This window comes from Pullulanibacillus camelliae, from assembly GCF_014642655.1.
Classification (GTDB): domain Bacteria; phylum Bacillota; class Bacilli; order Bacillales; family Sporolactobacillaceae; genus Pullulanibacillus; species Pullulanibacillus camelliae.
Genome location: NZ_BMIR01000009.1, coordinates 41,474 through 55,104, shown reverse-complemented (window position 1 = coordinate 55,104; position 13,631 = coordinate 41,474). Strand labels below are relative to the sequence as shown.

The window sequence follows — 13,631 nt, the reverse complement described above, 5'->3', positions numbered from 1 at the left end:
GGAGACTCCTTTCCTTAGGAGTTAGAGTGCGCTTCCCTTAGGGCTTGCTTGACTATAGGCTGGGTGTCATCACTAAGATGTTGTTTTTGGCGTTCATGAGCAACCTCTTCCTCAATACCAAAAATGGAAATAAAGGTCTCAAGCTTTTTATTCCCCTGTGATTCACCACTGAATTCCTTAGCCTTGGCAATGGGATCACGAAGCAGTTGATTGATGATGCTCTTTGTATGCTTACTGATGACCTTGCGTTCGCGGTCTGTTAAATCAGGCATTTTTCGTTCGATGCTTTTCATCGTTTCCGCTTGGATGGCCAAGGCCTTTTGTCTTAAAGCGGTAATGACGGGGACGACACCAAGAGTTTGTAACCATTCAGAAAAAGCCCAAAGCTGCTCACTGATCATCTCTTCAATGCGTTCTGCCTCAGCCTTTCTTTCTTCAAGGTTGGATTGGACAATACCTTCAAGGTCATCGATATCATATAAAAAGACGCCTTCAAGAGAATGAACCGCAGGATCAATATCTCTAGGCACTGCAATATCAACAATAAATAATGGACGGCCTTTGCGCGCCTTAAGCACTCTCTCTACTTGATTCGCCGTAAGAATAAAGTCCCGTGCCCCTGTGGAACTAATGACAATGTCAACATCTTGTAAAGCTGTTGTCATCTGCTCCATCGTATAAGCATGACCTGAAAAACGAGCAGCCAGCTCCCGCGCCTTTTCCAAGGTGCGATTTAATACGGTCACTTGGGAGGCACCGTGGCTTTTCATGTGATTGGCAGCCAGCTCACCCATTTTACCTGCACCAATAATCATCACATGCTTATCGTCAAGGCGGCCAAAGATCTTACCAGCAAGCTCAACGGCAGCATAGCTGACTGACACGGCATTTTCATTGATTGATGTTTCTGAATGCGCCCGCTTAGCAACCGTCACTGCCTCTTTAAATAACTCATTGAACAATGTGCCTGTCACCTTCAGGCCTTGCGCCTTTAGAAAAGCTTCACGCAGCTGACCAAGAATCTGAGTTTCTCCAATGACTAGCGAATCCAGCCCACAGGCGACTTTAAATAGATGTTCAATCGCCGCTTCATTTTCTTCAATAAACAAGTACTTTTCCAAAGCCTCTTTTTCAATGCCAAACCATTTGGCCATGAAAGCTTTTGTATAATAACGACCAGTATGTAGCTGATCTGCAACAATATATATCTCTGTGCGATTACATGTTGAAAGAATCACATTCTCAAAAATGCTTTTTTGTTGTCTGAGTTCCAATAATGCCTGCCCTAAGTCAGACTCAGGAATTTCAAATTGTTCTCTGATCTCCACCGGGGCTGTCCGATGATTCAGTCCGATGACCAGAATATGCATTTTACTTCACCCCGTCACTTCATTAAAAATGAGGTTTATCTACCCCTTATTTAGAATTATTATAACATAATATTGTCCAACACTCATGTCTGAAATATGAAGAGTTCTTGAACGAAGAAGGGTCACCGAATATTTTCAATTCAAGTTCCACCAGTTGCTCCTCTTGTGATACTATTAAATAAGCATGAACACTTAAAGGTTCTGCAAATATCTAAAGTATAAAGAATGTATGACAGCTTGCCAACTATTCTGTTTGCTGACAAACCACATTTGGCATGGAGTGACAGATCACATGAAAAAACAAAATGTTTTTATAGGGATTATTATCGTCGCGATCGGAGGCTATTTCCTCTTAAGAACGCTTCATCTCCCTTATTTGACGGCCTTTAATAATTGGCCAACCTTTCTAATGCTTATCGGCCTAGCGTTTATACTGTACTCTTATTTCTCGAAAGACACGGATTCCATTTTCATAGGCGTTCTCTTATTCGGACTTGGCATTCATTACCACTTCTATAAGCGTTTCGTTTGGTGGCCAAATGGCTGGGCAGCTTATGGCCTTATTATTAGCTTTGCCTTTCTGGCTCAATATTATAAAACCCGTAAAAAAGGGCTTAAGGCCGGTTTGTTTTTTTTGGTCTTATCCATCCTAGACCTCTTTTACTCTGGTGTTCAGGCGTTCACGTACCACATCACCGCATGGGTTGGTAACCTCTGGCCTATTGCTTTGATCCTATTGGGACTCTATTTAATCTTTAGGAAAAAATAGATTTATTCTTATTTAATAATTAATATTTTATTGGAGCAAGCTTCCATAGCCCTTTGGCATCCAGATGATTTTATACCTTGCCTTTATTAGAAAACTTGGCTTATCGCCGCTAAGCCTTAGAAGGCGAAAGCCAAAGTGACACTTATACTCTCTTCCTTTGAGAGCGTCAGCGAAATTATATATTCTGATAGTACAAAAAACCCACGCTTATTAATTATAAGAGTGGGTTTTTCAATCAAATGAATTTTTCTATTTCACTCCACAAAGCGTCTTTTCCAATATGCTCTTGCGTGGAATAAATAACAAAAGGATCTGTCGGAGCTATACCAAGCTTTTCTTTAATGAGCTTCACTTGCCTGGGACGCTTGGTCTTTGGCACTTTATCGCACTTTGTTGCAACAATAATGATAGGTATCTCATGATACTTTAGAAACTCGACCATTTGTATATCCTCTTTGGTGGGAGGATGCCTGAAGTCAACAAGAGCAACAACGACACGTAGCTGTTCATTTTCAGAAAAGTATTGCTCCATCATCCTGCCCCAAGCTTGTCTTTCCTTTTGCGATACTTGTGCGTAGCCATAGCCAGGAACATCAACAAAATAAAAAGCCTCATTGATAATAAAATAATTCAATTTCTGAGTCTTTCCTGGTTTTTGTGATGTTCTGGCCAGATTTTTTCGATTTAATAAATGATTGATCAGCGATGATTTTCCGACATTTGAACGTCCTGAGAGAGCGATCTCGGACTTGCCATCCGTCGGCCATTGTTCTGGACCGACGGCACTGATCACGTAATCAGCAGATTTAACCTTCACTTTTTCCCACCGCCTAAGGCATGCTTAAGTACCTCATCCAAATGTTGCACGGGAATAAAGGTGAGTTCATCACGCACACTCTTAGGAATATCATCTAAATCCTTCTCATTATCCTTTGGAATAATGATCGTTTTCAGCCCTGCTCGATGCGCACTTAGAGTTTTTTCTTTCAATCCACCGATCGGAAGCACACGTCCTCGCAGGGTGATTTCTCCAGTCATCCCCACTTCCTTTTTCACGGGACGTTGCGTTAACGCCGAGACGATAGCTGTTGCCATCGTAATCCCTGCAGATGGACCATCCTTAGGCGTTGCGCCTTCAGGAACATGAATATGAATATCCATCTTCTCTAAGCGTTCATCAGAAATGTCTAATGCTTCCGCGCGGGAGCGTACATAGCTTAAAGCGGCTTGTGCGGATTCCTTCATGACATCGCCTAACTTACCGGTCAGGGTTAATCGTCCCTTCCCTTTAGCTAACGAAACCTCAATAAACAAAGTGTCGCCACCAAATGGGGTATAAGCAAGTCCTGTGGCCACACCCACTTGGTCTTCTTGTTCAGCCATACCATAGTGAAACGGCGGTTTGCCTAACAGCTTTTCAATGGTTCTTGGTGTGAGCGTCACTGACTTTTGTTCACCAGTCACAATCATTTTAGCAACCTTACGACATAGTGAGGCAATGCGTCTTTCCAGATTCCTGACACCCGCTTCACGTGTATAATGGCGAATCAAAAATTGTACGGCTTCTTCTTTAATACGAAACTGATTTTTCTTCAAACCATGCTCCCGCAATTGGCGGGGAATGAGATGCTCCATGGTAATATGCAGCTTTTCAATTTCTGTATAGCCTGCAATACTAATCAATTCCATACGGTCAAGCAAAGGGCGGGGAATTGTTCCGACGTTATTGGCTGTTGTTATGAACATGACCTTGCTTAAGTCATAAGGCTCTTCAATATAATGATCACTAAAAGTATTGTTTTGCTCAGGATCCAATACTTCAAGCATCGCTGCCGCCGGATCGCCCCGGAAGTCATTCGACATCTTATCGATTTCATCAAGCAGAAATACTGGATTGACTGTTCCAGCCTTTTTCATGCCTTGGATGATACGTCCAGGCATGGCACCAACATAGGTCCGGCGATGACCACGAATCTCTGCCTCGTCACGCACTCCACCGAGGGATATTCGTACAAAATGACGATTCAATGCCTTAGCTACTGAACGAGCCAGCGAGGTTTTTCCCACTCCTGGTGGTCCGACTAAACACAAAATCGGTCCCTTCAATGATTTCGTCAGCTTTTGCACAGACAAATATTCCAAAACGCGTTCCTTCACTTTGTCTAATCCATAATGCGCCTCATTTAATGTGTCTTTCGCGTGATGAATATCTAAATTATCCTCGGTTTCAGTCTGCCAAGGGAGCTGTAATAACCAGTCAATATAATTGCGAATGACGCCACTTTCTGCAGAACTCGTAGGAATTTTCTCATAGCGACGCAATTCTTTAAGTGCCGTTTCCTTTACACTTTCGGTCATTTTTGAGTCCATAATGCGAGTTCTTAAATCACCGATTTCATCTTCCTTGCTCTCACGCTCACCCAATTCCTTTTGGATGGCCTTCATTTGTTCGCGGAGATAGTATTCCTTCTGTGTTCTCTCCATTGATTTTTTCACTTGCTGCCCAATCTTTTTTTCCAGACCAAGCACTTTTTGTTCATTGCTTAAAATGCGGATTAAAGTGCGCAAGCGTTCCTTTATATCAATGGTTTCTAATAAGTTTTGTTTTTCACGAATTTTAAGTGGCAAATGATAGGCGATGATGTCAGCTAACCGAGAAGGCTCCTCAATATCCTGAACAGTTGCCAATGTTTCAACATTGATTTTCTTGGATAAGTTAATATAATTGCTAAACTGATCAAGCACTGTGCGCATGAGCGCCTCAGTTTCTACATCTATGGTTAGATCGTCTTCAATGATCTCTACCTCGGCTTCAAAACAGCCTTCAGTGTTTGTATAGGATAAAATGCGGGCACGAGATTCGCCTTCAGCTAGAATGCGAATCGTTCCGTTTGGCAATTTAAGCATTTGCTTCACAGCTGAAATCGTACCGATCTCATAAATATCCTCTGGCTGAGGATTTTCAGTAGCGATTTCTTTTTGTGTTACAAGTAAAATTTTATGATCATCCATCATCACTTTTTCTAGAGCTTCAACTGACTTATCGCGGCCCACATCTAAATGCAGGACAACAGACGGATAGACAAGAAGCCCTCGAAGTGGAAGAAGGGGTATGGTCCTAATCTGTTTATTGGACATTAAAGCACCTCCGATACATTGCTCTGTACAATTCTACCTATAAAGTCGGAACATGTCTAATATTAACAACGCCAGGGGAAAAAGAGATGACTTTTCGCATAGAAAACTTGCCATTTGGCAAGTTTTTTATTAGAAAAATATTATAGAGATCTCATAAACGGCCTTTAGACTGACTGTGAAGAAGATTGGAACGAAAGGGCAGCTGGCATTGACTCTGCTTCCGTTTCGGAGCCGGTATCCAAAAGGGCATGCTTCAGCACTTCTGTCAATCTTCCCACGGTATGAATCTCAATGCCCTTGATCTCATGAATCAAAGATTGGTCATTCTCCTGAGGAATAATCACCCGTGTGGCCCCCGCTTCTTTCGCTGCTTCAACTTTTGCTAATACCCCACCAATAGGCTTGACTGCCCCATGAATACTTAATTCACCCGTCATGGCGATTTTAGGATCAATAGGAATGTTTTTGATCGCTGAATAAATAGCGGTGGCAATGGCAATCCCAGCTGATGGACCATCGACAGGTGCTCCGCCAGGAAAATTGACATGAATATGATATTGATGGGCACGCACACCCATTTTATTTAAAACAGTAATGACATTTTCAATGGAACTCTTCACAAGGCTTTTCCTGCGAATCGATTTACTTTGTGAGCCCATCGTTTCCTCTTCCACTATCCCTGTGATGGTAAGGCTGCCTTTTCGACTTCTCGTCGCTGTCACTTCTATTTCAAGCAACGCCCCTCGATTTGGTCCGTATACCGCTAAGCCGTTGACAAGCCCCACTACAGGTTCAGCATGCACCTTTTTATCTGGCTTAGGCTGAAGCTGACTGGATTGAATCACCCATTCGATATCGCTTAATTGAATGCCTTCACCTTGCTTAGAAAGAGCAATGCCTGCAGCGATTTGCATCATGTTGACGACTTCGCGACCATTCCGCGCATATTCAGCGATTTTTTTAATGCTTTCGTCTCCAATTTTCAGCTGTAATTTTTCTGCAGCCCGCCGTGCAATAATTTCAATATCAGCAATCTTGAGCTCATTAAAGAAAACCTCTAAGCAGCGTGAACGGATTGCTGGCGGAATCTCTTCTGGCGAACGGGTTGTGGCTCCTATCAAACGAAAATCTGCCGGCAGCCCATTTTGAAAAATATCATGTATATGTGGGGGAATTTGTGTATTTTCTTCACTATAATAAGCACTCTCTAGAAATACCTTGCGATCTTCTAACACCTTTAAAAGCTTGTTCATTTGAATCGGATGAAGCTCACCGATCTCATCAATGAATAAAACGCCTCCATGAGCATGGGTCACAGCACCTTGTTTGGGCTGCGGAATACCCGCTTGTCCCATCGCTCCTGCGCCTTGATAAATGGGATCATGAACACTGCCAATGAGCGGGTCGGCAATCCCTCGCTCGTCAAAGCGAGCGGTTGTTGCATCTAATTCAACAAATACAGAAGAGGGCTTGAAGGGTGAATGCCAGTTATGCTTGGCTTCCTCCAGTACAAGGCGGGCAGCCGCTGTCTTTCCAACACCTGGAGGACCATAGATAATCACATGCTGGGGATTAGGCCCACAAAGCGCAGCACGCAGCGTACGTATGCCATCCTTTTGTCCAACAATATCATCCATGTTAAGTGGTCGCACACGCTCAGAAAGAGGTTCAGTTAGAGAAATGCTCCGCATTTTTCTCAGCTGCTCCATCTCTTTTTTGGATTCTTTATCGATTGATGACTTTTGTGAATGCTGACTGCGAAGCAAATTCCAAAAATATAAGCCAATGACCACGCCAAAGAAAAGCTGTACGAAAACAAGTAATGTTGTCCAATTCATGATTTGCTTAACCTCCTGAACATTCTTCTTTGCGTTAGTATCTCCGACCATGAACAGCTATAAACAAAAGAAGGTCATTTCCTGTAAAATTTTTAAAAATTAGAGGTTTAAACCTTTTTTTAAGCGGGTAAATTATCATAAATTCCCTCATCCTTTCAGCCTACACCCCTCGAATTTTTTAGAATAGGCAGGCAATATGTTGAAAAAGGCTGTATTTCGTCATTTTTCCATTATAACGAACAAAAACTCTGCAAATATCCTCTTTTTTAAAGCGATATTTGGTTTGCTATAGGTTTTCAAATCTTGTTACGCTAAAGTAAGTCTAATTTTTGCGGGATTGGCAAAAAATACGAGTACGCTTTTCTAAGTTTCAGGAATCAACCTTCAGGAGGTGGCTTTTGATTGATTGAATTTAAAAATGTATCCAAGGTCTATGAAGACGGCTTTAAAGCTTTGAAGAATCTTTCCTTCACTGTTAACGAAGGCGAGCTCCTCGTCTTAATCGGACCAAGTGGCTGTGGAAAAACAACAACCATGAAGATGATTAACCGGCTGATTGAGCCTACTAGTGGAACGATTACGATTGAAGGGCAAGATATTTCAGAAACCAACCCCGTTTTGCTCCGACGTGACATCGGCTATGTGATCCAACAGATCGGCTTACTCCCTCACATGACTATCCGGGAAAATGTTTCACTCGTTCCAAGACTTAAGAAATGGGAAAAAGAACGTTACTTGAATAAAGTGGATGAATTAATGGAAATGGTTGGACTTAACCCTCAAACCTTTGGGGAAAGATATCCATCAGAGCTAAGCGGGGGACAACAACAGCGCATTGGTGTTATTCGTGGACTTGCCGCTGAGCCAAAAATCATTCTAATGGACGAACCCTTCAGTGCTTTGGATCCAATAAGTCGAGAGCAGCTTCAAGAGGAGCTCGTCAGACTGCAAAAGGACATTCAAAAAACCATCGTTTTTGTCACACATGATATGGACGAAGCACTGAAAATTGCTGATCGTATTTGTATTATGCGAAAAGGTGAAATCGTACAGCTGGACAGACCTGAAAATATTCTTAGACATCCGGCTGATGCCTTTGTACACAGCTTTATTGGTGAAGAGCGCATTCAGGATAATCTAGATGAAGGGGTGAGTTTACCTAGTGTGAAAAAGCTGATCGTGAAGCCGATCACGGCTTATGCCACAAGAGGCTTAGCCGAAGCTTCCAAGTATATGCGCAACAAGCGCGTTGATAATTTAATCGTTGTCGATAAGAATGACATGTATTTAGGCATCGCGACGATATGGGACGTCCAGAAGCATTATCGTGAAGAGGGGTTAACGTTAGACGATATCAAGCAAACAGATAGTGATGTGCTCACTCCAGATATTCCTGCTGAAGAAGCGTTTCAGCTCGTCAATGAATCAGTCTATGGGTTTGTTCCCGTAGTTGATGATCAACATAAACTCTTAGGCATTGTTAATCGCGCCAGCCTAGTAGAACACATTGTCGATCAAATTATACAATAGAAAGAGGTGACGAAAATCACTATTTTACATGAAACTCTTGATGTCTTTGTCAATCGTTGGTCAATGGTTTGGAATTTATTAATGGAACATATCTTTCTTTCCTTTATCTCTATTCTTATCGCGATTATTATTTCAGTGCCTTTAGGTATCTATCTCACCCGTCATAACAAAATAGCTGGCCCTGTCATTGGCATTACTTCTATCTTTCAAACGATCCCAAGCCTTGCCCTCCTAGTCTTCCTAGTTCCATTCATAGGGACAGGAAAGCTCCCTGCGATCATTGCTCTAACCGTTTATGGATTGCTCCCCATCTTGCGCAATACGTACTTAGGTATCATGGGTGTTGACAGCTCCGTCATTGAAGCTGGTAAAGGAATGGGAATGACAAATCGCCAAATTCTATGGATGGTTGAGCTTCCTCTTTCTTTACGAGTCATTATGGGTGGGGTACGCACCGCTTCTGTCCTTGTCATTGGTGTTGCAACAATCGCTGGTCTTATCGGTGCCGGTGGACTTGGTGATTTGATTTATCGTGGACTGCAAACTCTTAATACTGGCCTGATATTAGGTGGCGCTATTCCAGCCGCTCTCCTTGCCATTATTTTTGACTACTTATTAAAAAAGCTCGAAGAAGATGTTACGCCAAAGGGCCTCCAAGCCAAAGGCAAACTGCCAAAAAAGAGTGTCAAAATTATCAGATGGTCGGTTGTCGGTATCATCATTCTTGCCCTCATTGGAAATTTCGCTATACAAAGCTTTGGGGGAGCGAATAAAGACACCATTGTTATCTCCGGTAAAAACTTCACCGAGCAACAGATTATGGTCTATATTATGGGACATCTCATTGAAGATAAGACCGATCTTAATGTTGAGTATCATTCCTTCCTCGGAGGGACATCTCCTGTATTTAACGGCGTTAAAAAAGGCGATTACGACCTATACGTCGAATATACAGGAACAGGCTTAATTGAAATTTTAAAGCATAAGATAGTCAGCGACCCTGACAAAGTATATGATATCGTGAAACAACAGTTTAAAAAGAAGTATGATCTCGATTGGCTAAAGCCCATTGGATTCAATAATACTTATACCTTAACAGTTCGCCAATCTGATGCTCAAAAATATGGATTAAAAACCATCTCCGATCTCAAGAAAGTGGACTCCAAATTATCCCTTGGCTCAGAACCAGAATTCTTGGAACGAAAGGATGGCTATCCAGGTTTAGAAAAAACGTATGGATTGCATTTTAAATCCACGAGTTCAATGGATGCAGGGATCATGTACAGCTCCATTAAAAATAATAAAGTGGATGTCATCGATGCTTACGGCACTGATGGACGTATTCCTGCCTATAATCTCAAGGTTTTAAAGGATGATAAGCATTTCTTTCCTCCTTACTATGCAGCACCACTCATCCGTGATGATACGCTTAAAGCTCATCCAGAATTGAAAAAGGTACTGAATATGTTGAGTGGGAAAATTAATGACCAAACCATGCAAGAGCTGAATAAAGAGGTTGATCTGGATAAAAAAGACTATGAAGATGTCGCCGTCAACTGGCTTAAGAAAGAAGGCTTGATTGATTAAAGAAACCGGGCACATGCCCGGTTTTTGTTTGGGAACATAAAGCATCATCCTATACGCAAGAGGCTTCATTGCATGGTCAAGTGGATTGGAGCCCAAGGCGCGAGAGCTTCGTAACACCCTAAAATCGTGTATTCCCGAAGTTCCGCTGACTCGAAATGTTACTAGAGTCCTGGGAGATCGCTAAGCCGCCGCGGCGTGCCGGGCGAAAAGCCTTACCACTCCCCCATGAAAAATGTGAGCAGCCTGAAGCGGAATCGCGCACCGTCCTCATGACCAGAAATTTTATACTTTCTGATCCTTCAATGAAAAACCTCTCACGCAGATTACGTGAGAGGTTTTCTTTAGGGTCAGCATTATGCAGATTCTTTTGGAGATTGCTTATTTTCGATCACTGTACCATCGTCCATAACGAGCGTAGGACCGACCGTCCCTTCCACTGTTTTTTCTGTAATAATGCATTTTTCCACATCATCACGAGAAGGTAGGTCATACATGACATCGAGCATAATGCTCTCAATGATGGAACGCAAACCTCGAGCGCCTGTTTTGCGTTCAATTGCTTTATTAGCAATTGCTCTTAGTGCACCCTCTGTAAATTCGAGCTCCACATTATCAAGCTCAAGCAATTTACTATATTGCTTTACTAAGGCATTTTTTGGCTTCGTCAAAATTTCAACCAATGCATCTTCATCAAGCTGTTCTAAAGAGGCAACAACAGGCAAACGACCAATAAATTCAGGGATTAATCCAAATTTCAATAAATCCTCAGGTAATACACGTTTTAAATAATCGTCTTTGCCTAGATCTTGTTGCGTGTTATCAGATCCAAAACCAATCACCTTTTTGCCCAAACGTCGTTTAATGATTTGTTCAATGCCATCAAAAGCCCCGCCACAGATAAAGAGAATATTTGTCGTATCAATTTGAATAAACTCTTGATGCGGATGTTTTCTACCACCTTGAGGCGGCACGCTAGCTACCGTTCCCTCCAAGATTTTAAGCAAGGCTTGTTGTACACCTTCGCCAGATACATCACGTGTGATCGATGGATTTTCAGACTTACGGGCAATTTTATCAATTTCATCAATATAAATAATGCCACGCTCGGCCTTCTCTACATCATAATCAGCCGCTTGAATGAGTTTGAGCAGGATGTTTTCAACATCCTCACCAACATAACCCGCTTCAGTTAATGACGTTGCATCAGCAATCGCAAAGGGAACATTGAGGATTTTAGCCATGGTTTGTGCCAATAGCGTTTTACCGCTTCCTGTTGGTCCAATCATGGCAATATTACTTTTCGCCAATTCAACCTCATCATTTTTTTGTTTGGCATTGATCCGCTTATAGTGATTATAAACGGCAACAGATAGATTTTTCTTTGCCTCTACCTGACCAATGACGTATTCCTCAAGGATGGCACGAATTTCTTGTGGCTTCGGAATGTCTTTGAATTCAACTTCCTCTTCACCACCAAGCTCCTCTTCCACAATTTCAGTGCAAAGCTCAATGCATTCATCACAAATATATACACCCGGTCCAGCAACCAGTTTTCTTACCTGATCCTGAGTTTTACCGCAAAAGGAACATTTTAATTGCCCTTTTTCTTCATTAAATTTGAACAATACTTTCACCCCTAATCTCTGTCTTTTAAGCACGGGCAGAAAAGAGCGAATTGGTTTTCTTTAGAATACCTATTTCTGGCTGACACTTCAAACATATTGCATGAAGTAAGCTGCTGCCAATGACTATGTAAGCATTGTAACATAAATGGAAGGCTGACAATAATGATTCGCCTTAAGAAAAGGATATGTATAACGTTTGAAAAATACACTCATTTTCTCTAATTCTTTATTACCACATATTGTGGCGTTTAAAACAAAACCATTTAGAGAAAAGCCATATATTTTCAGGGAAAAGTTGTGAAGAAACAAGGCACGTTAAACGTGCCTTGTTTTCTTCCAAATGCCTTGTTGCATATTCTTTGTTGTCACCAGCTCAAAGAAAGATTACTCAGCTTCTGCTTCGCTGTCTTCGGTGTTTTCTTCACTTTTGGGAACAGATTTGCTGTTGTCTACAAGAAAGTCAACGGCTTTACGGACCTTTAAATCACCCTTAATCGCTTCGTCTCCACCTTGTAACGCTAGCATTTGCTTGACTTGCTCAACATCGATTTTATAAGTATCCGCCATATTTTGGATTTCTTCTTCCACTTCTTCGTCAGATACTTCAATGTTTTCAGCTTCAGCTACTGCTTCAAGTGTAAGATTTGCACGAACGCGCGCTTCTGCATTTTCTTTCATTTGTTCACGCAAACCATTTTCATCAGTACCCGAGAATTGATAATACATTTCCATCGTCATACCTTGAGATTGGATCTGTTGTTCAAATTCACGTACCATGCGGTCTTGCTCACTTGTGATCATGGCTTCTGGTACATCAATGGTCGCATTTTTAGCCGCTTGCTCAACGACTGCGTCACGAGCTGTATTGGTTGCGTTTTGTTCTTTTTGTTCTTTTAATTGCTTTTCAAACTTTTCTTTAAGCTCAGCAAAAGTCTCGACTTCCTCATCAACGTCCTTAGCAAACTCATCATCAAGCTCTGGGAGTTGCTTTACTTTGATTTCATGAACCTTGACTTTGAAAGTGGCTTCCTTCCCTTTTAGATCTTCAGCATGATATTCCTCAGGGAAAGTCACATTGATGTCTTTTTCCTCTCCAGCTTTTAAACCTATAAGCTGTTCTTCAAAACCAGGAATGAAAGAATTTGAACCAATTTCAAGAGAATAGTTTTCAGCCTTGCCGCCTTCAAAAGCTTCACCATCAACGAAGCCTTCAAAATCAATAACAGCGGTATCGCCTTCTTCAATAGCTCCGTCTTCTTTGACCGCTAATTCTGCATAGCGCTCTTGAAGCTGTGTAATTTGGGCATCCACTTCTTCAGCAGTGACTTCAGTATCTTGTTCTTCTACTTCTAAGCCTTTGTAGTCCCCTAATTGCACTTCGGGCTTAACAGTCACTTCTGCCTTGAATACCAATGCACTGCCTTTTTCAATTTTCTCAATATCAACATTTGGTTGATCCACTGGTTCAATCGCTGTTTCTTCCACGGCTTTTGAATAGGCTTCCGGCAATACGATATCAACAGCATCCTGATATAGAGATTCAACACCGAAGCGTTGTTCAAAAATCATACGAGGAACTTTCCCTTTACGGAAGCCAGGAACGTTCACTTGTTTGACCACTTTCTTAAACGCTTGATCAAGTGCTTTATTAAAACTATCAGCATCCACTTCAAAAGTAAGTGTGCCCTGATTTCCCTCTTTTTTCTCCCAATGTGCTTTTACATCCATATATTCTTACCTCCAACGTCCAACTTCATACTTGGTCTACTAAACG

9 protein-coding genes are annotated in these 13,631 nt (G+C 41.9%); 3 read left to right on the top strand and 6 right to left on the bottom strand.

Features of this window, described 5'->3' with window-relative positions; translation table 11 throughout:
* Window positions 1–14: 14 nt before the first annotated feature.
* Window positions 15–1,370: a glutamyl-tRNA reductase gene (gene hemA / locus IEW82_RS10540; protein WP_188693497.1), complete on the bottom strand. Its 1,356-nt coding sequence runs from the start codon at window positions 1,368–1,370 to the stop codon at window positions 15–17.
* Between the two features lie 292 nt (window positions 1,371–1,662).
* Here hemA and IEW82_RS10535 point away from each other — a divergent pair, with 292 nt between their 5' ends.
* Window positions 1,663–2,139: a LiaI-LiaF-like domain-containing protein gene (locus IEW82_RS10535; protein WP_188693495.1), complete on the top strand. Its 477-nt coding sequence runs from the start codon at window positions 1,663–1,665 to the stop codon at window positions 2,137–2,139.
* A 235-nt stretch (window positions 2,140–2,374) separates the two neighbouring features.
* Here IEW82_RS10535 and yihA read toward each other — a convergent pair whose 3' ends face one another.
* From yihA to lonB, 3 genes are all read right to left on the bottom strand, one after another.
* Window positions 2,375–2,956, bottom strand: coding sequence for a ribosome biogenesis GTP-binding protein YihA/YsxC (yihA, locus tag IEW82_RS10530; protein WP_188693493.1), 582 nt, complete (start codon window positions 2,954–2,956; stop codon window positions 2,375–2,377).
* The gene (gene lon / locus IEW82_RS10525) at window positions 2,953–5,277 is read right to left on the bottom strand and encodes an endopeptidase La (RefSeq protein WP_188693490.1); all 2,325 of its coding nucleotides are present in this window, start codon (window positions 5,275–5,277) and stop codon (window positions 2,953–2,955) included. The genes yihA and lon overlap by 4 nt, the downstream gene beginning before the upstream one ends.
* Window positions 5,278–5,441: 164 nt before the next feature.
* Window positions 5,442–7,115 carry an ATP-dependent protease LonB gene (gene lonB / locus IEW82_RS10520; RefSeq protein ID WP_188693487.1) on the bottom strand — a complete coding sequence of 558 codons (1,674 nt, stop codon included), beginning with the start codon at window positions 7,113–7,115 and terminating at the stop codon, window positions 5,442–5,444.
* 402 nt (window positions 7,116–7,517) lie between these two features.
* Here lonB and IEW82_RS10515 point away from each other — a divergent pair, with 402 nt between their 5' ends.
* Together IEW82_RS10515 and IEW82_RS10510 are read left to right on the top strand one after the other, a co-directional pair.
* Window positions 7,518–8,645, top strand: coding sequence for an ABC transporter ATP-binding protein (locus IEW82_RS10515; RefSeq protein WP_188693484.1), 1,128 nt, complete (start codon window positions 7,518–7,520; stop codon window positions 8,643–8,645).
* 63 nt (window positions 8,646–8,708) lie between these two features.
* Entirely contained in the window at window positions 8,709–10,232 is a 1,524-nt protein-coding gene (locus IEW82_RS10510) for a glycine betaine ABC transporter substrate-binding protein (protein ID WP_188693826.1), read from the top strand.
* Window positions 10,233–10,585: 353 nt separating this feature from the next.
* Here the strand turns inward: IEW82_RS10510 and clpX are convergent, their stop codons facing one another.
* Together clpX and tig are read right to left on the bottom strand one after the other, a co-directional pair.
* Entirely contained in the window at window positions 10,586–11,857 is a 1,272-nt protein-coding gene (gene clpX / locus IEW82_RS10505; RefSeq protein WP_188693480.1) for an ATP-dependent protease ATP-binding subunit ClpX, read from the bottom strand.
* Between the two features lie 384 nt (window positions 11,858–12,241).
* The gene (gene tig / locus IEW82_RS10500; protein WP_188693476.1) at window positions 12,242–13,585 is read right to left on the bottom strand and encodes a trigger factor; all 1,344 of its coding nucleotides are present in this window, start codon (window positions 13,583–13,585) and stop codon (window positions 12,242–12,244) included.
* Window positions 13,586–13,631: the final 46 nt, after the last annotated feature.

Coding starts and splice junctions, on each gene's coding strand:
- IEW82_RS10510 (WP_188693826.1), top strand. CDS start 8,709: ATGGTTTGGAATTTATTAATGGAACATATCTTTCTTTCCTTTATCTCT.
- lonB (WP_188693487.1), bottom strand. CDS start 7,115: ATGAATTGGACAACATTACTTGTTTTCGTACAGCTTTTCTTTGGCGTG.
- tig (WP_188693476.1), bottom strand. CDS start 13,585: ATGGATGTAAAAGCACATTGGGAGAAAAAAGAGGGAAATCAGGGCACA.
- lon (WP_188693490.1), bottom strand. CDS start 5,277: ATGTCCAATAAACAGATTAGGACCATACCCCTTCTTCCACTTCGAGGG.
- hemA (WP_188693497.1), bottom strand. CDS start 1,370: ATGCATATTCTGGTCATCGGACTGAATCATCGGACAGCCCCGGTGGAG.
- IEW82_RS10535 (WP_188693495.1), top strand. CDS start 1,663: ATGAAAAAACAAAATGTTTTTATAGGGATTATTATCGTCGCGATCGGA.